We start from the raw sequence: 23,390 nt of genomic DNA, 5'->3' as shown, positions 1-23,390 counted from the left end.
ACAGATGGGTCTTTCCAAGCGTATCATCCCCTGTCTCGACGTCGATGCCGGCCGCGTGGTCAAGGGTGTGAACTTCATCGGCATCCGCGATGCCGGCGACCCGGTGGAGATCGCCCAGCGCTATAACCTCCAGGGCGCCGACGAGATCACCTTTCTCGACATCACGGCGAGCCACGAGGACCGCGACACCACCGTCGAAATGGTCGAACGCATCGCCGGCGAGGTGTTCATCCCGCTGACCGTGGGCGGCGGCATCCGCACCTGCGACGACATTCGCACCATGCTCAATGCCGGCGCCGACAAGGTGTCGATCAACACCGCTGCGGTGAACAACCCGGAATTCGTGCGCGAGGCCGCCGACCGCTTCGGCAGCCAGTGTATCGTGGTGGCCATCGATGCCAAGCGGGTCTCCGGTGAAGGCGAGCCGCCCCGCTGGGAAATTTTCACCCACGGTGGCCGCCGCCCTACCGGGCTCGATGCCGTGGAGTGGGCGAAGAAGATGGTAGCGTACGGTGCCGGTGAGCTGTTGCTGACCAGCATGGATCGTGACGGCACCAAGTCGGGCTTCGACCTGGGCGTGACGCATGCCATCAGCGAGGCGGTGACCGTGCCGGTCATCGCCTCAGGCGGTGTCGGCACACTGGACCACCTGGTGGAAGGGGTGTTGGAGGGTGGTGCCGATGCGGTACTGGCGGCCAGCATCTTCCACTTTGGCGAATACACCATTCCCGAGGCCAAGCGCTACATGGCCGAGCGCGGAATCGAGATGCGGCTTTAACCGAAAGCTCCTGGAGAGTGATTGTGATACCGGCATGGACGAAGACTCGCCGGCTGGTCGGCGCTTGCCTGGCACTGGCCCTCCTGCTTCCCTCAAAGGCAGTCATGTCAGAACAGCAGCCGAACTGGCCGCCACAGCGGGAGGTCAGCCATGTGCTGCTGCAGACCAGCCTCTATACCCGCCACTTCAATCCCCAACCCGACCACAACAACCATCAGGAGCTGATCAGCCTGGAGCTGCACAACCCCCAGCGCTGGCTGGTCGGGGGCGCCCGCTTCCTTAATTCCTTCGATCAGGAAGCCATCTATCTTTATGCCGGCCGCGAATTTCCCTTTTGGGAGCCCAGCGACAACGTAACTGTGCGCGCCAAGCTTACCGCCGGGATCCTGCAAGGTTACCGCGGCGAGTATCAGGACAACATCCCCTTCAATCGCTATGGAACGGCGCCCGCCGCCCTGCCTAGCCTGGGGATGCAGTGGGGCCGCTTCGAAGCCGACCTGATCGTCTTTGGCACCGCCGGTGCCATGATCCTCGGCGGTATCCGCTTTTAGCGAAAACGGGCTGAGCCTAGCCCGCTTCGAGCCCTAGATTGCTCACACCTTCGTTACACCCTAGCCGACGCAGCGCCTTGAGAGCCTCTCGGTCGAGACTTTCCTCGGCCGCCTCCAGTACCGCATCCTGAAAGTCGATCTCGTCCGCCATCAGCGGGTGCTCCCGAATGCGGACCGCCAGGCGCTGGGCGTCTTCCTCTCCTTCGGTCAGTTCGATGAAGGCACGCACACCGCCCTTGGAGACACGACTGACCTCCAGCACCGCATCGGGGGCCTCGCCGCGCAGGGTATCCAGCAACGCCGACAGTGCCACCACCGCCTCCACCGCCCGGCGGACGCCGAAGCTATCGTCTGTCGCCGTCGGCTCCAGTTCGGCCAGCTTCTCGGCCTGGCGGTCGAAGTCGATGCGCGCCTCCTTGACCGCCAGCTGTTCCCATACCAGGTCAAGAATCGCCCTCAGGCCGGCAGGGTTGCCTTCACCGGTCGTCTGGGCATAGAGCCCGTAGTTGGGTAGCAGCCGCTCGCACAGCGCCGCCATAAAGGCTTGCTGCTGACGCGGCGAAAGGGCCTGAAGGCGCTGATGAAAGCCACCGGTTGGCTGACTCATGGATTCTCTCCGGAAAATGAGGGTCTGAGGGTGAGCGCAAGGAGCGCCAGGGGGATCATGGCCACAGGATCTCGCTGGCAACCCGCCCACCGCCATCGAACAGCACGCCTTCGGAAACCAGCCGTGCGCGCTGTTCGACGGCACCAGGGTGGTCAGCCAGACGACGCGACGCCGTGATCACGCGAAACCAGGGCAGGTCGTGTCCTTCAGGAAGATCCCGCAGCGCCCTGGCCACCAGCCGTGGCGTGCCACCGTCGGTCATCGCCGCGATGCGGCCATAGGTGGTAACACGGCCTGCCGGTATCTCGGCGATGATCGTCAGTATCTGTTCCCGCAGCGCCGGCTTCATGTACTCTTGCGCCCCCTGTCATGTTTCGTATTTCATCGATGGCGAGGTTCCCATGCATCTACACCTGCTTCAACACAGCCCGCACCACGGCCCCGCCCGCATCGCCGACTGGCTGGACAGCATGGGTCACAGCCATACGGTGTTTCATCTGTACGCCGGCGAGGCGCCCCCCGACCTGGCCGACTGCGATGCCCTGATCGCGCTCGATGGCGCCATGAACATCGATGACGTCGCGACCCATCCCTGGCTCAAGCGCGAGCGAAAGCTGATCGGCCGGGCACTGGATGGCAACAAGCCCCTGCTGGGCATTGGCATGGGGGCCAGGCTGATCGCTGCGGAGCTGGGCGCCACGGTGGGTCGGGGCACCTTTGCCGAAGTTGGCTGGCACGAGGTGACGCTGGCGCCAGAGAGCCCTTTCGACCTGCCGGAACAGTTCACCGCCTTCATGTGGCATGGCGATGTCTTCGCCCTGCCCGACGACGCCCTGCCACTGGGCGGCAGCCCGGTCAGCCCCGTTCAGGGCTTCGCCTGGGATGCGGGTAGAGCCCTTGGCCTGCTGTGCCATATCGAGGTGACCCGCGCCGGCGTGGCCGAGCTGCTGGACTGCGAGGAGCGGCCGAAAGGCAGCGACGCGAGCCCTCACGTGCAGGCTCGCGAGGCGATCCTGGCCGATACGTCCCGTTTCGACCGGCTGGCGCCACTGCTCGATCGCCTGCTCAGTCAATGGTTGCGGAGCACACCTGCCTGAGCGGGGGTCAGGCTGGCTGCAGCCGCTCCGGGTCATGTCGCGGCGCTTCGGCCGACCAGGAGCGCGCAGCCGCCAGGCAGCTATCCCAGTCGCCCACGTGCAGGAACCGCTGGGGATCGCGCCGTTCGAGCTGATAGCGGTACATGGGGTCGTAGTATTCCGTCAGCAGCGGCGCCAGCCACGCCTCATGGGCCTGGGTGTTACCGCGCTCGTGCTCGCGAAAGGCCAGGGCCTGAAGCCTGGCGATACGTGACAGGCGAGCACTGCCCAGCCGTTTTCTCAGCCGCGACAGGGCGGTGGCGAGCTGCTTGCGCATCAGCGTCCAGCCCAGCCATTCTCCGAACTGGTGGCGGTAGATAGCCCAGAGGTCATCGATGTAGTCCTTCTGGATCTGGCCGATACGCCAGTCCAGCGGCATCTCCACGCGGATACGCGGTGCCTGCTCCATGGCTCGCCAGAAGGCCAGCGGCACGCTGGCCGCGCCGATCTGGCGTGACTCGTCCTCCACCACCAGCGGGCCGTCAAGCGAGAGCAGGCGCAGCCCCATGGCGTGTTCGAAATCGATCTGAGAGGGTGCCGGCAGCGGGTGACGGCCAAAGGCGGAGCCCTTGTGTCGGGCGCAGCCCTCCAGGTCCAGACCGTTGGGCAGCCGCTGGATCAGCGCCGTCTTGGCACAGCCGGTGAGCCCACCGATCACCAGCAGCGGCTGCTCGGCGGCGGCGTCGATGCGTGCACACAGCCCCTGCCGCATGGCCTTCCAGCCACCGCGGATACGGGGCCGCTCGAACCCCACGTCGGCCAGCCACTGCTGGGCGATCTGCGAACGCAGCCCACCGCGAAAACAGTAGACGATGGCCTCGGGCTGCGCTTGCAGCAGTGAGTGCCAGGCCGTCACCCGAGCCGCCTTGATGCCGCCGCTGACCAGCCGCTGGCCGAGCTCGATGGCCGCCTGCTGGCCGCGCTCCTTGTATTCGATCCCGACCAGATGGCGCTCCTCGTCATCCATCAACGGCAGGTTGACCGCACCGGGCAGACCGCCCTGGGCGAACTCGACCGGCGCACGCACATCGATCAGCACGCGTCCCTCGCGCAGCAGGCTGAGATCGGGTTCAACCAGCGGCAAGCTCATCCGCGCACCTCTATCAGCGCCGCACCTCCGGCCGGGATGATCTCGCCAAACGGCACCAGCTCGATGCCATGGGCACGACCGATACGCTCCACGTCATCCTCCCAGGAGGGGTGGACCGAGATCAGCAGGCCGCCTGAGGTCTGGGGATCACAGAGCCACTGCCAGTGGGGCTCATCCATCTCCTTGAGCGCGGTTCCCAGGGCCTCACGGTTGCGATGGGTACCGCCCGGCACGGCGCCACGCCGACGATACGCCTCGGCCTCGGCCAGCCGCGGCAGGCGCCGGAAGTCGATCCGCGCCGCCACACCGCTGGCGGTGCACACTTCGGAAAGGTGACCGGCCAGGCCGAAGCCGGTCACGTCGGTCATGGCGTGCACGCCCTTCACCTTGGCGAGGTCGATGCCGATCTGATTGGCTTTCAGCATGGTCTCCCGGGCCAGCGTCTGGTGCCCGGACTCAAGCAGCCCCTGCTTCTCTGCCGTGGTCAGAAACCCCACCCCCAGCGGCTTGGTCAGGAACAGCAGGTCGCCGACCTGCGCGCCCTTGTTGAGCTTCAGGTGCTCGAGGTCCACCAGCCCATTGACCGCCAGGCCAAAGATCGGCTCGGGGGCGTCGATGGAGTGGCCACCAGCCAGGGCAAGGCCGAGCTCGCGGCATACCGACTGGGCACCGGCCACCACGTCACCGGCGATCTCCGGCCCCAGCTTGTCCAGCGGCCAGCCGAGAATCCCCAGGGCCAGTACCGGCGTGCCGCCCATGGCATAGACATCGCTGGTGGCATTGGTGGCGGCGATACGCCCGAAGTCGAAGGGGTCGTCGACGATGGGCATGAAGAAGTCGGTGGTGGCAATCATGCCGCGGCCATCACCCAGGTCGTAGACGGCAGCATCCTCACGCCCCTGATTACCGACGAGCAGGCCCTTGTGGCCGGCACCCGGGCCAGCCTTGGCCAGGATGCTGTCAAGTACGTCAGGGGCGATCTTGCAGCCGCATCCAGCGCCATGGCTGTACTGGGTCAGGCGGATTGCACTCATCTCGTTCTCCTTGGCAGTTCATGACAACCATTCTATATCAGTGAGGCCCCGTTGCCTTACAGGGCCTCCAGGGCATCGGTCAGCTTGTCCACGGCAACCACCTCCATGCCTGCCGGGGCGCGCTTTGGCGCGTTGCCCCTGGGCACGATGGCCCGGGTGAAGCCGTGCTTTGCCGCCTCGACGATGCGCTCCTGCCCGCTGGGCACCGGGCGAATCTCGCCGGATAGCCCCACCTCCCCGAATACCACCAGCTCCCGCGGCAATGGGCGATTCTGCAGGCTGGAGACTACCGCCAGCAGCACCGCCAGATCCGCGCTGGTCTCCAGCACCTTAACCCCACCCACCACGTTGAGGAAGACGTCCTGGTCGCCGGTGAACAGGCCACCATGGCGATGCAGTACCGCCAGCAGCATGGCCAGGCGATTCTGGTCGAGGCCCACGGCAACCCGGCGCGGATTGCCCAGGGCCGACTCGTCGAGGAGCGCCTGCACCTCCACCAACAGTGGTCGTGTCCCTTCCCACACCACCATGACCAGGCTGCCCGAGGCCAGCGTCTCGCTGCGTGAAAGAAAGATGGCACTCGGGTTCTTCACTTCCTTGAGCCCGTGCTCGAGCATGGCGAACACGCCGAGCTCGTTGACCGCCCCGAAGCGATTCTTCTGTCCACGCAGGGTGCGAAAACGCGAATCGGCACCACCCTCGAGCAGCAGCGATGCATCGATCATGTGCTCGAGCACCTTGGGGCCTGCCAGCGATCCATCCTTGGTCACATGGCCCACCAGTAGCAGCACGGTATTGCTCTGCTTGGCGAAGCGAGTCAGGGCGGCGGCCGACTCTCGCACCTGCGCCACCCCACCCGGAGCCGAGGCGATATCCTCCAGATGCATGGTCTGGATCGAATCGATGACCAGTATCTCCGGGCGCTCGCGCTCAGCGACGGCCAGCACGGTTTCGACGCTGGTCTCTGCCAGCATCTTGAGACCACGGGTGGGCAGCTGAAGCCGGTGGGCCCGCATCGCCACCTGGGAAAGCGACTCCTCGCCGGTGACATAGAGCACCTGGCGGGACTGAGCCAGCTTGCAGGCGGTCTGCAGCAGCAGGGTCGACTTGCCGGCGCCCGGATGCCCACCCAGCAGCACCGCCGAGCCGGGCACCAGGCCGCCACCCAGCACGCGGTCGAACTCCTCGAAGGTGGAGGAGAGCCTCGGCACCTCGGAAAGGTCGACATTGCCCAGATCCACCACTTCCCGAGAAAGGTTTCCCGCATAGCCGCTGCGACCGGTGGCACCCGACGTAGCCGCACCGGGGCGGGCGGCAGACAGCCTCACCTCAGTCAGCGTATTCCACTCCTGGCAGCTCGAGCACTGGCCCTGCCACTTGCTGTACTCCGCACCGCATTCGGTGCAAACAAAGGCGCTTTTCGCTTTGGCCATGCCGGCCCCTCTTCCAGTTGAGGCACCATTCTAACAGGCGCCCACCAGGCTGTGCCCGAACGCACGAAGGCGGCCCGCAAGGCCGCCTTCGGTTCAATCAAGCCAGGAGAGATTACAGACGCTGTAACTGCAAGGCTTCGTTGTTCTGGAACCGGCGCCGCTGGGGGTCGATCAGCTCCAGCGTTGTCTCGTCGATGCGCAGGAAGTAGTAGATCTGCCCTTCCCCATCGGGAGTCAGCTCGTAGACAGTGGCATCAGGATCGACCGCGGTACCGCTGAGCACCTCCCAGTTGCCAGCGTAATTCTCATCCGGTGGCTCCTGCGGGTGTTCGCGATAGCTGGCACGCAGTGTAAAGGTGCGCTCCTCCAGGGAGGCCTGCTCATCTCCCATGAGCCGCACATCCAGATCGATCCCTGCGCAGTTGCGGCAGGGCAGTGTGCCTTGGTAGGCCACTTCGGCGTCATCCATCGCCGGGTCGGCACGATCATCCATCGGGCCGGCTGCACAACCGGCCAGTAAGGCCAGCATGGCCGAGCCAGCCAGCAGGGTCCTGATTTGCATTTTCTTACTCCTAACCTATGGGCTTGACGCCGTGAACTACGGCAGCCTGTCTCACAGCATAAACCCTCTCAGCTTTAGCAGACAGCCTCCGACTCGTAGGGTTCCCCGGGGATGCCTTCAACTGGCGCCAGGATAGACATGCATGAACACCAGAGCCAGGACGATGGGCATCACCACCAGGCTCCCCAGGTTACCGATCAACACCAGCGAAGCCACCTTGTGGGGCTCCTGCTTGTACTGCTCGGCCACCAGATAGTTGAGCACAGCCGGTGGCAAGGCGGCAAATACCCACAGCGACGCCGCTTGCAGACCGGTCAGCTCCAGCCACAGGATCATGGGCACAGCCAGGATCAGCCCAGAGAGCGGGCAGAGCAAGGCGCCGAGCAGCCCGGTCTTCCAGTCGCCGAAGTCGATATCCAGCATGCGCACCCCCAGCGCGAACAGCATCAGGGGGATGCAGACGCCTCCCAGCATATGCAGTGCCTCGAGCAGCCATCCCGGCAATGGCACTCCGCCCAGATTGAAGCCCAGGCCAGCGATGCTTGCCAGCACGATGGGCATACGCAGCAGTCGCCACAACGGTGTACGCGGGCTGAGAATATAGAGCCCCACGGAGAAGTGCAGCAGCATCTCGACGATGAACAGCACGACCGCCGCCGGCAGGGCCGCCTCACCGAAAGCCAGTACCAGCAGTGGGATCCCCATGTTGCCCGAGTTATTGAACATCATTGGTGGCAGGAACGTCTTCGGCTCCAGCTTCAGCAGCTTGGCCACCGGCCACAGCACCAGGCCGGAACCCAGCACCACCACAGCCGCCGCCAGTGCCAGCCCGGCATACTCCGCCAATGGGGCCTGCCGGTCCGCCAGGACGGCGAACACCAGCATCGGCACAAAGATTTCCATATTGAGGGTATTGAGGCTGCGGATATCCGGGGTGCGAAAGCGCCCATAGAGGGTGCCACAGCCTGCGATCAGGAATACCGGTAGCAGCGTGGCGATTATCTGTGCGGTCATCAAAGGGTTCCGGGTATTCGGTTTCGCTCAAGTGCGCCTAGGCTAGCACGTCAACGGCTTGCGCGGTCACGCCGCTCGGGTCAACATGGGCTTCATCGACCAGCACGACACACTCGGTGATACGCTCCAACAGTGATGCAATGGCATCACGGCAGTGGCCATGGGCAGTCGGTGCCGCGATTACTCACGACAATTGCCGGATACGCTTGAGACGTATCACGTTGTCCTTCCTTTTCAGGAAGAACTTGTCAGCATGATTCACATTGTTAAAGAGCAGACTGTCAATCGACAGTCATAAACCGGTCATCGCGCGGTGCGAGGATGGCTTATGACTGCGGATCCGATCAGGTAATTCGACTGTGAGGAAGTGGCGAAGCCAAACGATCTGAGGCTAGGCGAAAGGTGGCGACGCATAGTTCGCTATGCGAGGAGCCTTTCAACGACGCATCAGGAAGTTTGGTGGAGCCAAGCGGGATCGAACCGCTGACCTCCTGCGTGCAAGGCAGGCGCTCTCCCAGCTGAGCTATGGCCCCCTATCAACATCGACTCCTTCAAAAGGAGCAAATGCAATTTCGTCGGAGACAAGGCGCTTTGGGCCGACGTGTAGCCTGCTACACGAGGTTCAAAGCAACGCCGTATCCGGCGAAATTTGGTGGGTCTGGGCAGATTTGAACTGCCGACCTCACCCTTATCAGGGGTGCGCTCTAACCAACTGAGCTACAGACCCGTCCGAACGGGGGCAGATATTACCTATCCAGCCCCCTGAAAGCAAGGGGTTTCTGGCAGCCTGTCCAACGGCTTCCCGCCGANAATCCTGGTACCCCAGCCACGCCAACGCTTTTCCGATTCTGCAGTTCGCCTGGATCGGCCCCGAGCCGGCATAGCTCAGTTGGTAGAGCAACTGACTTGTAATCAGTAGGTCCCGGGTTCGACTCCTGGTGCCGGCACCATCCGAAGCGGGTGGAAATTTGGGAAAAGTGACTGCCGACGATCTGCTCGATGGGCAGGCCGGTAATGAGGGCACAGGTCGGGTTTGCGGTAGCGATCCTCCCCTGACCATCGAGGGAGAAAACCGCATCGGGATTGTAGGCAAAGAGCGAACGGTAGCGCTGCTCACTCTCCCATAGGGAGCGCCTGTCCGCCTGTCGCTGATGGGCCAGCCCCAGGCTGAATGCCATGAGATAACTCAACAGCAGTCCTGACAGCGCCACCCCACCGGGTATCAGCCCTGCCTTGAGCATGTCGCCGACGGCATCGGGAAAGACATCCAGCGTCAGCTGCAATCCGCCAGGCATGCCGATGTGGCGTCTGGCAACAAGCGGATACTCCAGCTCGCTCGCAGTGCGGCCAGGTGCTCGCATATCGATCAGCGACTCACCTGCGCGGGATACGCGAACCATGGAGTTGCCCAGCTGGACGCGCAGCTCCTCCTTCAGCAGCACCGCAAGATCGAGGCTACTCACCAGCCGCTGCCCCGTCGAGGGCAGCAGGGTGACCATCAGCGCCATACGGCTATGCATCGAGTCGGCCAACATCAAGCGTGGCTGGGGGAAATTCAACTGCAGCCACGACACGACGTCAGGGTCATCCACCCGCTCGGTCAGCCACTGGCCAGCCGCGCCGCTCCGTGAATGCCGCCATGTCCAGGCCCCATCATTCGACAGGCCAATCGCCTGCATGCCGGGGGAGTCCCCGAAATAGGTCTCGACATAATTCTCGCGCGCAGCCTCGTCCGGCGTGATCCCGAGAGCATCCAACCGCTCGGCCATTCGTTGAGCCAGCAGTAGCTGGGCGCTGAAGACCTGCTCGGCGTTGTATTGCAGATTGTCCAATAGATGGCTGGCCTGGAGCTGCTTCTCCTCTTGATAGTGCCAGTTCAGCACGTACCAGGCAGAGCAGCTCAGCAACACGCCAAAGAGACCCGCACCCAGCGCAAGTCTCCCCATTCGCGGTTGTGGTCGGTCGACGCCGATTGCCATCATCAGCATCGACCCTCCCAGGAGCATGGCCAGGAAGGTTCCCAGCAGTGGTGAGGAAGCGTTGTTCAGCGTCCAGGCCACCTCACCGCCCGGCAGGAAGAGCCGGAGCAGGGCCAGGAGACTGATGCATACCAGCAGGACGCCGACACAGGCCCATAGCCAACGACCTGCGCGACGGCCGACACCGATCATCAGGCAGAACGCAGCCAGCATCAGCACCGCTGACGCCAGGGAACCCATCCGTACATCACCGGTTACCCAGGAAAAGCCGACCTCTCTGCCCCCGGCGATGACGTTATGGGCCAGCAGGTAGGCCATGTGCAGCAGCAGGATGAGAGCGACTAAACGAGACAGCAAGGACCAGCGCATCATGAGTGCCAGGAAGCCGACGCCCACCAGCAGAACGGCCAGCGCATTATCGGGCAACACCACGCTGCGCAGGGGGTAGTCGATGCCCAGCCAGAAGGTGAGCAGCCCCGTCCCCCCCATCAGGATGAAGACGGCGGTGGCCATGTAGAGCATGGTATCTCTGGCGATAGCTAGCGTCTTGTGAGGCATAAGGGGCCATGCACTCCTCTGGACTATCCGGATGCGAGACGACCCATCCACACTACTCGCGTATCACCATCAATTATCGGCAGGCGTGGCAAAAGCTTGAGCTGGTGCGCCAGCTCACATTCCGTCAGGACTCGCTGACTTTCGAGAGCCCCGCCTGGACCTCGACTCGGTTGCGCCCCTGGTGCTTGGCGCGGTAGCTGGCCCGGTCGGCACGCTTGACCAGCGGGCCACCGTCCCGATCATCGACACTCAGGTTCGACACGCCGATGCTCGCGGTCACACGGAACGTGTGGCCATCCACCTGAAATTCGAGCGTTTCAATACCCCGACGAATCCGCTCGGCGATTTCGGTGGCCCGCTCCAGCGGGCAGGAGGGCAGCAACAGGGCGAATTCGTCACCACCCAGCCTGGCCACGGCATCCTGCTGACGCACCGACTCCTCGAGCAGCTGTCCGATGAGGCGCAGCAGTTCGTCGCCGGCGGCGTGCCCTGCCGTATCGTTGACTGGCTTGAAATGGTCCAGATCCATCATGATCAGCGACAGCACTTTGTCGCTTTCCCGGCGGTGCAGGGCACAGGCCTCTTCCAGGCGGTTCTCGAAGCCACGCCGATTGAGACAGCCGGTCAGCGGGTCGTGCTCCGCCTCCCAGAGCTGGCGAGTCTCCCGCTCATGACGCTCGGTGATGTCCTGGATCATGCCGACGAACCCCAGCGCCGTGTCTCCCAGCTCCACCCGGCTCACCTGGGCTTCCAGCCAGAGCTGTTCGTCGTCACGCTGGAAGCGATACTGAAGGTGGTGATCATCGCCTCTCTCCAGCGTGGCACGCCACTGCTCGATGAAGGCCGGCCGGTCCTCGGGATGTATCCGGCGCACCCACTCGGAGGTGCGGGAAGCCGCTACGTTGAAGCCGGAGATGGCTTCGAGCGCCGGATTGACGTAGTTGATCCGCCCCTTCATATCGGCAAGGAACATGCCCACCGGGGACGAGGCAAGTACCGCCTGCAGGAAGGCCTCGCGCGCCTCCCGCGAGGCGAGCGCATCGCGCCGCTGATCCTCCAGGCGGTTGAAGGCATCGGCGACCTGATGCAGTTCACGCATGCTGGTGTGAAGCCTGAGCCGCCTGGCGTCGCCACGCCCTACCCGCTCTATCTGGCGTTCCAGCCGATGCAGCGGGGCCAGCCCCAGGCCGAGCAGCCACCAGAGCAGCGGCAGCATCAGGGCCACCGTGGCCAGGCCCACCCAGCGCAACTCGGTGGCATAGCGATTGACCGGCGCCTCGGCCTGGCTCAAGGGCAGAAAGACCCCGACCACCCAATCGGCCGACCAGACCTGGCGAAAGGCCATCAGCGCGGGCTGGCCATCCAGCTGCTCACCCATGCCGCTGCCCTCCCATCCATAGAGGGCCCGATCCAGCAGCGGCAGCCGATCGGCAGCAGGAACCGCCTGCATCAGATAGGCAGGGTCGGGATGGCTGATGATCTGCCCCTGTGCGGTCGTCAAGACAACGTGGCCATCTTCGCCGATCCGCTGCGAGCGCAGGTTGACGAAGGAGGTTCCATCGTGAAGGCTGGCGTTGCCGCCGAGGATTCCCAGGAAGCGCCCCTCGTCATCGAGCAGTGGCTCTATCACCATCACCTGAGGGATGCCGGTCTCGCCCCCCACGTAGGGCTCGCTGACATGGGGACGGCGAAATCCGCGGACATGATGGAAATAGTCGCGGGCGGCGATATTGGGTCCGCCATGCTCGAAGGGGGGCCAGGCGGCCACCGGCTCACCCTGGGCATCGAACACCATCAGCCGGTCGAAGAGTGCCAGCAGTCCTTCCTGACGCTGCAGCTGGGTGAAGAGGTCCTCATCCAATACCAGGGAGGGACGAAGGCGAGCGAGGGCCTGTTGCCGCACATGGATGGAGCGATCGAGCTGCTTGGCAATCAGCTGTGCCTCGTACTCCAGATGCGTGAGGTTCTCGCGCTGGGCCAACGCGCCCCCACTGAGATGGCTATAGGCCAACAGAGCGGCGACCAGCACCAGCCAGCCCAGGCTGACACCGAGCAGCAGGCGCGAACGCAGGGTCGACAACAGCCATCCGGTCAAGGGCGAACCACCGATTTTTGTACGAGCATGAGGCCATCATGGCATCCTGAGCCCATAAGCAAAAGCGGGAATACCCGTCACCCCCCCGAGTGGCGCCCCACCCCCTCTTCCGCCAGCGCCACCAGCGCCTCCATGTCATGGATGGTCAGCTCACGCCCCGCCACCGTGACCATGGCCTGCTGCTGGAAACGAGCGAGCACCCGGCTGACGGTTTCCAGCGCCAGCCCCAGGTAGCTGCCGATATCGGATCGTGACATGGAGAGATGAAAGCGATAGGGCGAGAAACCCCGCGCGCGGAATCGTTCGGAAAGCCCCAGCATGAAGCTTGCCAGGCGCTGGTCGGCGGTGCGTCCCGAAAGCAGGCACATCATGCGCTGGTCGTTGCGCAGCTCCCGACTCATGCAGCGATAGAGCTGGCCACGCAGCTCCGGCAACTGCTCGGCGAGATCCTCCAGGCGGTCGAAGGGCAGCTCGCAGACGAAGGTCGACTCCATGGCCACCACGCTGCCATAGCAGCTGGTCTCACCGATGCCGTCCAGCCCCACCACTTCACCGGGCAGATAGAAGTGGGTCACCTGGTCGCGCTGCCCCTCCTGGGCCACCGACTGCTTGAGGCTGCCCGAGCGCACCACGAACAGGCTCTCGAAGGTGCCCCCCTGTCGCACCAGCGCCTCGCCCCGCTTCAAAGGGCGTGGGTTCTGGACGATGGCCTCGAAGGATTCCAGCGCATCGAGCTCAAGGCCCAGGGGCAGGCAGCGCGCGTGCAGGGTGCAGCGCTCGCAGCGTGTCGCATTGGCCGGCTGGCGTCGTGAGGGCACGAGCGTCATGGGCACTCCTTGGTTGCATCTGTAACCGGAATTCTGAACTGCCTCACCTACGGTGTCCCGCGTGGATGGCGGGCCTTGCCCTAAAATGGACGCTTCCTTGATACGAATCAAGCCCAGTTCAGTTACACAAAGGTGCAGCGCACGGAAAGTCAGTGACACCGCGCAGTGGAAAAGCACAGTGAAAGGGTCCGGCGAAAAAGCGAAAAAAGACCGGTGCAACAAGAGGGGAAAAGCACAGCATAAAAAAACCGGCCCCTAAGGGCCGGTTCTGTCGTCGAGCGAGTCGACGTATCTTGCAATCAGCTTGGGCTCGACTTAGAAGTCGTAGCGCAGACCGACGGTGAACTCGAGGTCGTCGTTGACATCAGCGATAGCCTGGTCGGTATCGAAGTCGAAATCGACCACTTCGAAGTAGGCGAACATCGGCGTGCTGAAGCGGTAGGTCGCACCCAGCACCCAGTGGTTGCGGCTGCTCTGGTCTTCATCAACCATGCGAACGCGGTAGTAGTCAGCGTAGATGTTGCCCATACCGTAGTCGAAGGTGCCGCCCAGGCCCCAGAGGTTGTCGACGCGGCCATCAACTACGCCTTCTGGCAGATCCAAGTCTGCGTTAGTAGACCAGTCTTCGTACTTGATGCGGGCAGCAAATTCAGGGGTGAACTGGTAGGACGCAGTGGCACCCCACAGGTCTTCCTGGTTTAAGCGCTCACCGAAGTCAGCGCTGGCACCACGCTCGGACAGATCCTTGGACTGAACGTAGCCCAGGCCCAGGTAGAGGTTTTCCCAAGTGTAGTTGACCGCACCGATCCACGAGGTGGTGGAGGAGTTATCTTCTACACCGATCGGCGCATTATTTCCGCTGTAGTGCTGAGCCTGCACGTGCGCCTGGAAGCCTTCCAGGTTCGGCGTGGAGTATGCAATGGAGTCGGCCTGGGAGTTGACCGCACCGAAGCCGTCCATCATGACAGCGGCATTCGGGCCCTGGGGCACGTCGAACACGGAGCCAACGGCGGTGTAGTAGACGCTCAGGAAGTTACCCACGGTGACGCGACCCATGCTGTCGCTGTCCAGGCCAACGAAGGTGGAGCGGGTCTGCAGGGTCTGGTCCGCGCGGGTGTCGGCGGCGAAGCGGAACTCGGCGTTGGCGAACACGCTCAGGTCGCTGGAGACCTCGTTGCGGGCACGGAAGCCGAAGCGCGAACCGTTGTTGATGATCTCGGAGCCGCTCGCCTTGCTGCCGCCAGTCTCGGGACCGCCAGTCTGGGCAGCAATGTTGATACGGCCGTAGACGTCAACCTGGGTGCCGTCCTGGTCATAAACGGTGGCGGCCTGAGCGGCAGTAGCGCCGTAGACCATGGCACCGGCAATGGCAGTCGCTAACAGTGTCTTTTTCATCTCTATAGTTCCTTTCACTAGCTTACTGTTTCGATCGTTACTGCACGAATCCGAATGACACGTGCAGGTAGCTTGCCGGGCATGGCCCCCGCCGCACTTGGCTCGGTTCCTTCTCAGGAAGTGGCCAGGGCCGGGCATGTCCGCAGCGAAGCCTTGTTATAGTCCAATGCTCGCAGGTAGAACTCTATACCGGGAGATGAGGGAACGCAATAAGAAAAAACACTGTTTTCCTACGCTGTGCCCCTTCACCTTGGAACTTTCTCCTGAAATTGCGGTCCGCGCGCCTCCCGCCCGTGGGCCGCAGCCGCAGGCCTGTCGAAACAGTTGCCTGGCAGCGATGAGCCTGCACATGATGCCCCGCTGATACAAGGCTGGCAAGGGGAGACCATCAACCCTTCCAGTGACGCACCTTTCTACCCCTTCTGTCAGCGCCCCTCATCCCGGCCATTATGCTTGGCCAGCAGGGCCGAGAGCTTGGCTTCCAGGCGTGCCTCGGGGTCGGCCCGGGTAACGGAATCAGAGGGAGCGTTAGAAGCCTGTGACGGCGGCTGCGCTGCCGCAGCGGGCCGACCACTGGGAGCCTCGCCCCCGGGAGTGCCGCGCTTGCTAGTACGGTTTCCCTTCGCGGTTCTGGCGACTTTCTCACCGCGGCGGTGACCAGGCCCAGGAGCCTGGCCGCGCTTGCGCCGTTCGGCCTGGAGCCGCTCGAGCTTGCGGTGGGCGTGCTCGGCGGCCTGGGCATCGACGCTGCCATCCGGCTGGCCGGCCAGGTCGATGCGCTGCGCGCCTTCACGCACCGCTTTCAGATAGCGCGGCAGATTGACGTAGCCGGCCAGGGCGCGCCGCACCAGTTTCTCCGGCCAGGGCTCCCGGGCGGCCAGGTCCTGATGGATGCCCACTTTCAACGGTCGCGTGTGCCCCTTGAAGAAGGTATCTGGGTAGCGGCGGTACCACTCGGTCAGCAGCGCCTCCGCGGAGGGTGCCTGTTCGATGGGCAGCTGCGCCTGGCGCTCATCCGATACGTTCTTGGGCTGCTCCTCTTTGTTGGCCCGCACGTCGTCCCGCGTGCGCTCAGCCTGTTCCACCGCTCTCTTTTCTTCCTGCTGTTCTTCTTGCTGTTCTTCCTGCTTTTCTGCTCGCTTGTCTTGCTCCCCCAGCCGTGGTTCGCCTTGCCATTGCCGATCACCGTCCTGCGGTGCGGCCGACCCGCCAGGCGATTCAGGCTCATGCTGATGCACCGGGGCGCCCTGCTCGTCTGGGTTGGCGTCGCGTGGACGGTGCCCGATCAACGCGGCGAGCCCCTGGGCGCGACGGGACGGTCCCGGGAACATGGGTGAGGGTTCGCCCTTCCTCAGCCGTTCACGCAGGCGGACATTGTCCTCCTCCAGCTCACGATTCTGCTCGTCGAGCTCGCGATTTTCCTCTTCAAGCTCAAGGCGCGCCGCCTCGAGTTCGGATACACGCTCCTGCAGCTGGCGGATTTTCACGCGGCAGCCGTGCAGCTCGCCGAGGGTGGCATCGGCGCTGACTTCCAGGTCATTCAGCAGGCGGAGTGAACGCTCATCGATCAAACCGGTATCCTCCAGGCAGGCTCGTTATAGACTCGCCCTCTCTACACATTCACTATCGCGACAGGGTCGTGTATCAACTACAGAGGCATGTGGGTGGCACAGGGCTTCCCGCAAGTTTGTGCCAGAAGCCGGGCGCTGACAAATGTCGCCTGTCGGCGACTCGTGCCGTCAGCGGCGGCGATACTCCACGAAGCTGTAGTCGGGCTGGCCATCGGCGGGCTCACCGGGCACACGCTGCACCTCCTCCCACTGGCTGTCGTCCAGCTCGGGAAAGCGGGCATCACCCTCCACCTCGACATCCACTTCGGTGAGATAGAGCCGACTGGCAAAAGGCAGCGCCTGGGCATATATCTCGCCACCGCCCATCACCATGATCTCCTCGCTGCCGTCGATGGTCGCCTGCTGGTCTGCCAGCGCCAGGGCCGATGCCAGGTCATGGCAGACCCGTACGCCATCGTGGCGAAAGGTGCTGTCCCGGGTCACCACGATATTTATCCGACCCGGCAGGGGGCGCCCGATCGACTCGAAGGTCTTGCGCCCCATGACCAGGGGCTTGGCCTGGGTCATGCGCTTGAAGAAGCGAAGATCCTCCGGCAGGTACCAGGGCAGTTGGTTCTCCACGCCGATCACCCGGTTGCGGGAAAGCCCGGCGATCATCGCCACCGGCACCAGCGTCTCGTCGTTCATACCGCCACCTCGGCCTTGATATGGGGATGGGGGTCGTAGCCTTCGATGGCGATGTGCTCGAAGCGGAAGTCGAACAGGTCGTCGACGCCCGGCGACAGCACCAGCCGCGGGGCCGGGCGCGGTGTGCGCGAAAGCTGCAGTTCGGCCTGCTCCAGGTGATTGCGGTAGAGATGGGCGTCGCCCAGGGTGTGGACGAAGTCACCAGGTTCCAGGCCCGTGACCCGGGCGATCATCTGAGTCAGCAGCGCGTAGCTGGCGATATTGAAGGGCACCCCCAGGAAGATGTCCGCACTGCGCTGATAGAGCTGGCAGGAGAGGCGCCCGTTGGCCACATAGAACTGGAACAGGCAGTGGCACGGCGGCAGCGCCATCTCGTCGACCAGTGCCGGATTCCAGGCCGATACGATCAGCCGCCGGGAACCCGGGTTGGTGCGAATCTGGTTGAGCAGCGTGACGATCTGATCCACATGACCGCCACGCGGGTCGGGCCAGCTACGCCACTGATAGCCATAGACCGGGCCAAGGTCGCCGTTCTCGTCGGCCCACTCGTCCCAGATACGCACCCCGTTATCCCGCAGATAGGCGATGTTGGTGTCGCCGCGCAGGAACCACAGCAGCTCATGAATGATCGAGCGCAGGTGCAACTTCTTGGTAGTCACCAGGGGAAAGCCCCGCCCTGGCTCACTTCCTCAAGGTCGGCGTGTTGTGCAATNACCTGGGCAAGGGCAACGCGCTGGTTGTGTTGCAGCAGATTGTAATCGAGCAGCTGTTCGATAAGCCGCTGCAGCTCACGGCCACTGCTGTCGATGAGCGAGAGGATCTCGCGCTGGCGCGGGCTAAGCTCGCCCGCCACGCCATCGGAGAGAAGAGCGGATCCTTCGCGGACGCTGGCCAGAGGGGTCTTGAGTTCGTGGGACATATGGCGCAGGAACTGCTGCTTCTGTGCCTCCAGGTCGCTCAACCGGGTTGACAGCCAGTCGAGCCGATCACCCAGCTGGACCAGCTCTGCAGGCCCCTGTATATCCTCTACCAGAGGCCCCTCGACGCCGCTGCCGATGCTCAGGATACGCCGCTCGAGCTGGCGAACCGGACGAATGATCAGCCAGCTGAACAGCATCATCAGCAGCAGGCTGGCCGACACCAGCGCACCGGTCTGAAGCCAGAGCCGGGACTGAACGGCCTCGGCTTGATAACGAATCATCTCGATACGGTCATCGATGTGCTGGTTGGTTGCCTGGCGCATGGCGTTGGTGTGCTCGGCGAAAGGCACAAACAGGGAAAGCCAGACGTCCAGCGCCTCCGGCTCAAGAACCGGCAGCTGGGAAAGCAGCAGCATCTGCTCTTCCAGCGCCAGCACATCGCTGTTGCCGGGCAGCAGGCGGCGCTGCTGGGTCAACAGCTCAGCGAACTCGGCGTGACGTTCGGCATAGATGTCGAGCAGGCTCTCCTGCTCCACCACAGCGTACTGGCGCGCGCTGCGCTCCATCTCCAGGGCAAGGCTGCTGAGCTGGCGCGCGCGGCGCGATTCTTCGATGGCCTGCCGAGCGCTGACATCGGCCAGGCGAGACAGCTCTGAGAGTGCCTGACCGGCCTGAAACATCAGGATACCCAGCGGCAGCATCACTACAAGAAATGCCAACATCACCAACTGAGGCAAGGAGCGCGGGCGCCAACGGCGCGAGACCCGTTTGGTCATGACCAGTGTTCTATTCAGTAGAGAGGGGACCGTCATTGGTTCATGCCTGCAGGATAACAGATTCCACGCTCCAACCGCGCCTGGCCAGTCCTCAGTACGTATCAGGTCAAAGAAAAAAAGAGGCCGGCATAGCCGGCCCAAGTACGCAGGGAACTGAAGGTTTTGAAAAATATAGGCATCGATCGCCTGGTCGAACCATGTCCATACTTTCCATGGGCCTGGGGGCCCCGAAGCACCGTACCGACCCTTGGCTACCAGGAGCGTTTGGCACGGGTGGGCGGCGAACCGTCCGACTTCGTTTACCGTGTCGTCACCGCCGTGATTCGTACCGCTGGCGATGCCGTTCTGTTCGATCCCCCGAAGGGGATGAGGCTTCCTTGCCGGGGCATCCTTGCCCTTTTGGTACCCTTCCTTGCCTGCTGGCGGTACCCGTCTCATCGCAACCTAAGTTACACATCGCGGAGCAGACGCCGATCATCGTTGGCCCGGATGCACAGGGCATGGGGGGGGGTACCCGAGCTTCCCGATGATCAAAAGTGGTTCGAGCCGTTTGAACCACTTCCGTTGCTCACCCTGTAAATTGCCAGAGTCGTGCCAGAAATCTTGCTAGTCATGCAAAAACAATTGCTTGCAATGAAGAAAGAGCGTGCGAATGCCCAGCGAATCGAAATATCGGTCGAAAAACGAGGTCTTCACCCGCAAAGGTGTCACCATTTGACGACACCAAAACTGGATCCATATAGAATATTTATAGAAATCAATTACTTGCTTCGTACCCTTTTTGAGACAACTTTTACCGCGACGTAGCTACGCAGCGACAGGCCGCTACCGACAGGAAATGCCGGCGCGGCTATAGGGGCAATCAAGGGAGGGATTTGACGAGAATCTTGGACTTGCGGGCGTGATTGTAAGTATCGCGCTTCAGCGGGGGCAGCGCCTCAATATCCGAGGGGCGGAACCCATGCTCGACGAACCAGTGGGCGGTGTGGGTGGTAAGTACGAACAGCGATGTGAGCCCTAGCCTGCGCGCACGACGCTCCAGGCCGGACAGCAGCAGCGCGCCGCGGGCACCGCCACGGTAGTCCACATGGATTGCCACGCAGGCCAGTTCGCCCATCTCGGCCTCGCCGAAGCAGTGCAGTGCGGCACAGCCGATGACCATGCCGTCGCGTTCGATCACCAGATAGTCGTCGATTTCGTGCTCCAGGCGCTCGCGGGAGCGAGGCACCAGCATGCCACGGTGCTCCAGCGGCTCGAGCAGTTCCAGCAGGCCGCCGATATCGCTCAGTTCAGCGGGCCGCAGCTGCTCGTAGCGATGCTGGGTGATCATGGTGCCTACGCCATCCCGGGTGAATAGCTCTCCCAGCAGGGCATCGTGGTTATGCCATGACAGCAGGTGGGTGCGTGCCACGCCGTGGCGGGCTGCAGCACAGGCTGCCGCCAGGTGGCGTGCCGATTCGCTGCCGGGCACGGCCTGCGCCAGTAAGGGCTCGGCTTCCCCGGGGGTAAGCTGGCGCTGAAGCGCGCCGCTCTCGTCGTAGAGGCCGTCGGCTTCGCCCAGCAGGATCAGCTTGTCGGCGCCCAGCGCCATGGCCGCATGCTGCGCCACTTCGGAGGCATCCAGGTCGAATACCTCCCCGGTGCTGGAGAAGCCCAGCGGCGGCAATAGCACCAGGGAGTTGCGATCCAGCAACCCCTGGACGGCGGAGGTACGCACCCGGCGCACCTCGCCACTGTGGTCGAAGTCGATGCCTTCCCGAACGCCCAGCGGCTTGGCCATGACGAGATTGCCCGACACCACGGTCAGCTCGACACCGTGCAGCGGCGTATTGGGCAGCCCCAACGAGAGCCGCGCCTCCAGCCACAGCCGCTGCTCGGCGGCGACACGCTGGACGCACTGCATGATGTCTGCATCCGCCACCCAGCGGCCGTCGTGCCGCAGCGGTTCGATGCCGGCCTCATCCAGGGCCAGCTGTACCTGGGGGCGAATGCCGAAGACAACGACCAGACGAACGCCGAGCGTATGCAGTAGCGCCAGGTCCTGGATCAGCTGCTCGCCTCGCCCGCGCGCCATGGCTTCGCCCTCGATGAGAATCACGAAGGTTCGCCCACGGTGTGCGTTGATATAGGGCGATGAGTTGCGGAACCAGTCGACGAACGGGAAACGAGTATCCAAGGCCGCTCTCCGGCAGCAGGTGAAAGGGAGGGTGTATTCGCCTTCGACTATATCAGAGGCGTGAAAACGGCGGCCCTCTGCCGCCGTCTTGCCGGGCCGTTGTCCGGGGTCAACCGCCGAAGATCGCCTTGAACAGGAAGAAGAACATGATCGCAAGGCCGGCGCCGGCCGGCAGCGTGATNTCGCCTCGAGCCCCGCCTGTTCGGCAACCGAGCCCTCGAGAATGGCATGAATTTCGACACCGGATTCATGGGGCGTGGTGTAGACGCCCAGCTGCATAGGAGGGCTTGCCTCATGGCGGCTCTCGTCGAGAGTGAAGACAGCCCGGGCCAGGCCGTCCGGCGGTGGTCCACACGCCTCCCCGCCCACGGCCCAGGGCAATAGCGTCGCTTGGTTTTCAATGCCAAGGGCCGTCAACTGATGGGGCACACCATGTTCGAACTGCAGATGGCCCTGGCCAATCAGACCGACGACCATCTCCGCACCCTCTACGGCTTCTGCCAGGCCGTAAGCCATGGCCCGATCCCAAACCAGCTGTGCATTGATGAAGCGCTCGAGCCCCGCCTCGTCGCCACGAGACGGATGCTGCGCATATACCTCCGCCAGGCGCTCGCGATAGGCAGCCGGCGGCTCGGCCGGTGCGGTGATACCGAAGCGCTCGGCTTCCGGCACCGCCTCCCAGCCCTCCTCGACCAGCCGTCCACGCAGCTCCGGGGTCACATTGACCGCCTTGAGTGGCACCCGATGCAGACGGGCAAAATGCAGGATGGGCAGGTAGAGGGCCGGATCAAAGCCCCAGGCGGTGTTCCAGCGACTCTCATCAATAAACGCCTGTTCACTGAGTTCGCCCGCTACCCAGGCATCGAGCGCCGGCTGTGCCTCTCGCGGCAGCATCTCCAGGGCGATGACCATATTGGGCCGACGCCCATGCAAGCCCGCCAGGGTATGCAGCTGCCAGCGATGATGATCCATGTTGTCGTGCTGCTCACCAAGCAGCACAACATCGCGCTCGGCCAGCTCGGCAAAGAGGTCATTCGCCGCCAGGCCCGCCCCCTCGGGTTGCAACCACTGCCCGGGCGCGGGACAGGAGCCGGCCTGAACGGCAATGGGGTTCGACAGGAGTGCGCAAACCAGACACACAAGCGTCAGGCGCCCCTTGAGTAAGAAAGGTGGAAATGGCATCGGTGGCTCCTGCACGGTTACACTCACACCATCATGGCGCATTCAGTGCGTCTTGGCAGCCATCACATATCGACCGCAGGCCATCGCCGTTGAAGTCAGGCGCCCTCTGGGCGACCGAGCCAGACCTTGTCGTTCGTCACGTGTCGAGAAGGAGGGCTATTTTTTCAGGTTGTTCGGGAACTGAGGTTTGGATATTCTTCAGAATTGCGGCGATTCCAACTGCGAATGCGTGGTGCCCTGCCGCTGTTTATTCGAGTCCAGGCGAACGACTCATAACCTGGGTTATTGAACAGGCCAGACTATCAAGCAAGATTCACTGCAGCAGCACCCAAGCAGGCAACAGAGGGCTCACTCTAAGGGCGACGAGAGATAGCAGCGCAACGTCGACCTTGGTTCGCCAGATCCCTGCCACTTCGAGACTTACCTCGCCACTTTGCCCTGGTCTGGCCGGGACATTACTGGATGACACTGCGGCCCAACCGCTATATGTGATGCAACACAATTACCAACTTCGATTAGTGAAACTGATACTCACTAACGCCACCTTGAGCTTGATTACCTTACCGACGTTAAAGAGAGCCAATGAAGACAGAGCTACAGGAATTTGAAGAGTCAATGCGGCGTGAAATCAACGCCTTTCAAAATCCCAAGCAGGAGAGCAAGCGACAGCCCCGCCCAGCGCCCGACAAGGAAGCCAGGTCACCAGGGCAATCGGCCAGCTCCTACAAGACGGGACATCTTGTCAGGCTAGCGGTACGCACGCGGTCTCTCGAGCAGGACAGCGTCTTCGAACACCACTCCACCAGCATTTCCAAGCTCGAGGCACAGCTCGAAGCCGAAAAGGCCGCCAAGAAAGCCGGCTACCCCATTATCGGTCACCTTATCGAAATCAAGAGCCTGTAAAACCTGTCAACGGCTCAAAACGCGACTTGATAGTTGACGACCACCGCCGTGTCAGAGCGGGCAGAACGATCATGTTCCGGCTCCAGTGTGTGGCTCAGGTTCAACTACAGGAGACC

At 63.1% G+C, this 23,390-nt stretch carries 18 protein-coding genes, 3 tRNA genes and 3 pseudogenes; 5 read left to right on the top strand and 19 right to left on the bottom strand.

Annotated features, from left to right (window positions below; genetic code table 11):
* Nucleotides 1-4 precede the first annotated feature (4 nt).
* Together hisF and LOKO_RS02740 are read left to right on the top strand one after the other, a co-directional pair.
* Complete coding sequence (gene hisF, locus LOKO_RS02745; protein WP_066444747.1) at nucleotides 5-778, top strand: imidazole glycerol phosphate synthase subunit HisF; 774 nt, start codon at nucleotides 5-7, stop codon at nucleotides 776-778.
* Nucleotides 779-882: 104 nt separating this feature from the next.
* Complete coding sequence (locus LOKO_RS02740; protein WP_066452184.1) at nucleotides 883-1,329, top strand: hypothetical protein; 447 nt, start codon at nucleotides 883-885, stop codon at nucleotides 1,327-1,329.
* Between the two features lie 16 nt (nucleotides 1,330-1,345).
* Here the strand turns inward: LOKO_RS02740 and LOKO_RS02735 are convergent, their stop codons facing one another.
* Nucleotides 1,346-1,936 (bottom strand): YjaG family protein, encoded by a 591-nt coding sequence (locus LOKO_RS02735; RefSeq protein ID WP_066444745.1) that lies wholly within the window; start codon nucleotides 1,934-1,936, stop codon nucleotides 1,346-1,348.
* A gap of 55 nt (nucleotides 1,937-1,991) precedes the next feature.
* Entirely contained in the window at nucleotides 1,992-2,285 is a 294-nt protein-coding gene (locus LOKO_RS02730) for an MGMT family protein (protein WP_066444744.1), read from the bottom strand.
* A 52-nt stretch (nucleotides 2,286-2,337) separates the two neighbouring features.
* On the opposite strand from LOKO_RS02730, the gene LOKO_RS02725 reads away from it, so the two are divergent.
* Complete coding sequence (locus tag LOKO_RS02725; RefSeq protein ID WP_066444743.1) at nucleotides 2,338-3,033, top strand: type 1 glutamine amidotransferase; 696 nt, start codon at nucleotides 2,338-2,340, stop codon at nucleotides 3,031-3,033.
* Between the two features lie 7 nt (nucleotides 3,034-3,040).
* Here LOKO_RS02725 and mnmH read toward each other — a convergent pair whose 3' ends face one another.
* The 7 genes from mnmH to LOKO_RS02690 all read right to left on the bottom strand — a co-directional run bounded on the left by mnmH (nucleotide 3,041) and on the right by LOKO_RS02690 (nucleotide 8,932).
* Complete coding sequence (gene mnmH, locus LOKO_RS02720; RefSeq protein WP_066444741.1) at nucleotides 3,041-4,162, bottom strand: tRNA 2-selenouridine(34) synthase MnmH; 1,122 nt, start codon at nucleotides 4,160-4,162, stop codon at nucleotides 3,041-3,043.
* Nucleotides 4,159-5,196, bottom strand: coding sequence for a selenide, water dikinase SelD (gene selD, locus LOKO_RS02715; RefSeq protein ID WP_066444739.1), 1,038 nt, complete (start codon nucleotides 5,194-5,196; stop codon nucleotides 4,159-4,161). The genes mnmH and selD overlap by 4 nt, the downstream gene beginning before the upstream one ends.
* A gap of 56 nt (nucleotides 5,197-5,252) precedes the next feature.
* A complete protein-coding gene (gene radA / locus LOKO_RS02710) occupies nucleotides 5,253-6,629 on the bottom strand; it encodes a DNA repair protein RadA (protein ID WP_066444737.1) in 1,377 nt (458 codons plus the stop codon).
* Nucleotides 6,630-6,741: 112 nt separating this feature from the next.
* Nucleotides 6,742-7,191, bottom strand: coding sequence for a copper resistance protein NlpE N-terminal domain-containing protein (locus LOKO_RS02705; RefSeq protein WP_066444735.1), 450 nt, complete (start codon nucleotides 7,189-7,191; stop codon nucleotides 6,742-6,744).
* Between the two features lie 117 nt (nucleotides 7,192-7,308).
* Nucleotides 7,309-8,205: an AEC family transporter gene (locus LOKO_RS02700; protein WP_066444732.1), complete on the bottom strand. Its 897-nt coding sequence runs from the start codon at nucleotides 8,203-8,205 to the stop codon at nucleotides 7,309-7,311.
* A 457-nt stretch (nucleotides 8,206-8,662) separates the two neighbouring features.
* Nucleotides 8,663-8,738: transfer RNA gene (locus LOKO_RS02695), tRNA-Ala, on the bottom strand.
* Nucleotides 8,739-8,855: 117 nt separating this feature from the next.
* Nucleotides 8,856-8,932, bottom strand: a tRNA-Ile gene (locus LOKO_RS02690).
* 147 nt (nucleotides 8,933-9,079) lie between these two features.
* Between LOKO_RS02690 and LOKO_RS02685 the strand changes: the two genes are divergently transcribed.
* Nucleotides 9,080-9,155: transfer RNA gene (locus LOKO_RS02685), tRNA-Thr, on the top strand.
* A gap of 27 nt (nucleotides 9,156-9,182) precedes the next feature.
* Here the strand turns inward: LOKO_RS02685 and LOKO_RS20565 are convergent.
* The 10 genes and pseudogenes from LOKO_RS20565 to LOKO_RS20030 form a co-directional block, all read right to left on the bottom strand.
* Nucleotides 9,183-9,383 (bottom strand): annotated as a pseudogene (locus LOKO_RS20565) (PAS domain S-box protein); the annotation flags it as partial.
* Nucleotides 9,384-10,866: 1,483 nt separating this feature from the next.
* Entirely contained in the window at nucleotides 10,867-12,837 is a 1,971-nt protein-coding gene (locus LOKO_RS02675) for a sensor domain-containing diguanylate cyclase (RefSeq protein ID WP_083517396.1), read from the bottom strand.
* Nucleotides 12,838-12,914: 77 nt separating this feature from the next.
* Complete coding sequence (gene fnr, locus LOKO_RS02670) at nucleotides 12,915-13,664, bottom strand: fumarate/nitrate reduction transcriptional regulator Fnr (protein ID WP_066444724.1); 750 nt, start codon at nucleotides 13,662-13,664, stop codon at nucleotides 12,915-12,917.
* A gap of 315 nt (nucleotides 13,665-13,979) precedes the next feature.
* A complete protein-coding gene (locus tag LOKO_RS02665; protein WP_066444722.1) occupies nucleotides 13,980-15,059 on the bottom strand; it encodes a porin in 1,080 nt (359 codons plus the stop codon).
* Between the two features lie 425 nt (nucleotides 15,060-15,484).
* Nucleotides 15,485-16,630, bottom strand: a complete 1,146-nt coding sequence (locus LOKO_RS18535) for a ProQ/FINO family protein (RefSeq protein WP_235588927.1) — start codon at nucleotides 16,628-16,630, stop codon at nucleotides 15,485-15,487.
* Nucleotides 16,631-16,798: 168 nt separating this feature from the next.
* Nucleotides 16,799-17,317 carry a dihydrofolate reductase gene (locus LOKO_RS02655; RefSeq protein ID WP_066444720.1) on the bottom strand — a complete coding sequence of 173 codons (519 nt, stop codon included), beginning with the start codon at nucleotides 17,315-17,317 and terminating at the stop codon, nucleotides 16,799-16,801.
* Nucleotides 17,314-17,991, bottom strand: a pseudogene (locus tag LOKO_RS02650) (thymidylate synthase); the annotation flags it as partial. The pseudogene LOKO_RS02650 and the gene LOKO_RS02655, both read right to left, overlap by 4 nt.
* Complete coding sequence (locus tag LOKO_RS20470; protein ID WP_335339223.1) at nucleotides 17,973-18,434, bottom strand: sensor histidine kinase; 462 nt, start codon at nucleotides 18,432-18,434, stop codon at nucleotides 17,973-17,975. The gene LOKO_RS20470 and the pseudogene LOKO_RS02650, both read right to left, overlap by 19 nt.
* A gap of 1,441 nt (nucleotides 18,435-19,875) precedes the next feature.
* Nucleotides 19,876-21,189 (bottom strand): amino-acid N-acetyltransferase, encoded by a 1,314-nt coding sequence (gene argA, locus LOKO_RS02640; protein ID WP_066452183.1) that lies wholly within the window; start codon nucleotides 21,187-21,189, stop codon nucleotides 19,876-19,878.
* 426 nt (nucleotides 21,190-21,615) lie between these two features.
* A pseudogene (locus tag LOKO_RS20030) lies at nucleotides 21,616-22,371 on the bottom strand (ChaN family lipoprotein); the annotation flags it as partial.
* A 582-nt stretch (nucleotides 22,372-22,953) separates the two neighbouring features.
* Here LOKO_RS20030 and LOKO_RS02635 point away from each other — a divergent pair.
* Nucleotides 22,954-23,274 (top strand): hypothetical protein, encoded by a 321-nt coding sequence (locus LOKO_RS02635; protein WP_066444718.1) that lies wholly within the window; start codon nucleotides 22,954-22,956, stop codon nucleotides 23,272-23,274.
* The last annotated feature ends 116 nt before the right edge of the window (nucleotides 23,275-23,390 follow it).

The organism is Halomonas chromatireducens, from assembly GCF_001545155.1.
Lineage (GTDB): Bacteria > Pseudomonadota > Gammaproteobacteria > Pseudomonadales > Halomonadaceae > Halomonas > Halomonas chromatireducens.
Note: the sequence above shows the minus strand (reverse complement) of the source record. Positions and strands in the feature narration are given on the sequence as shown.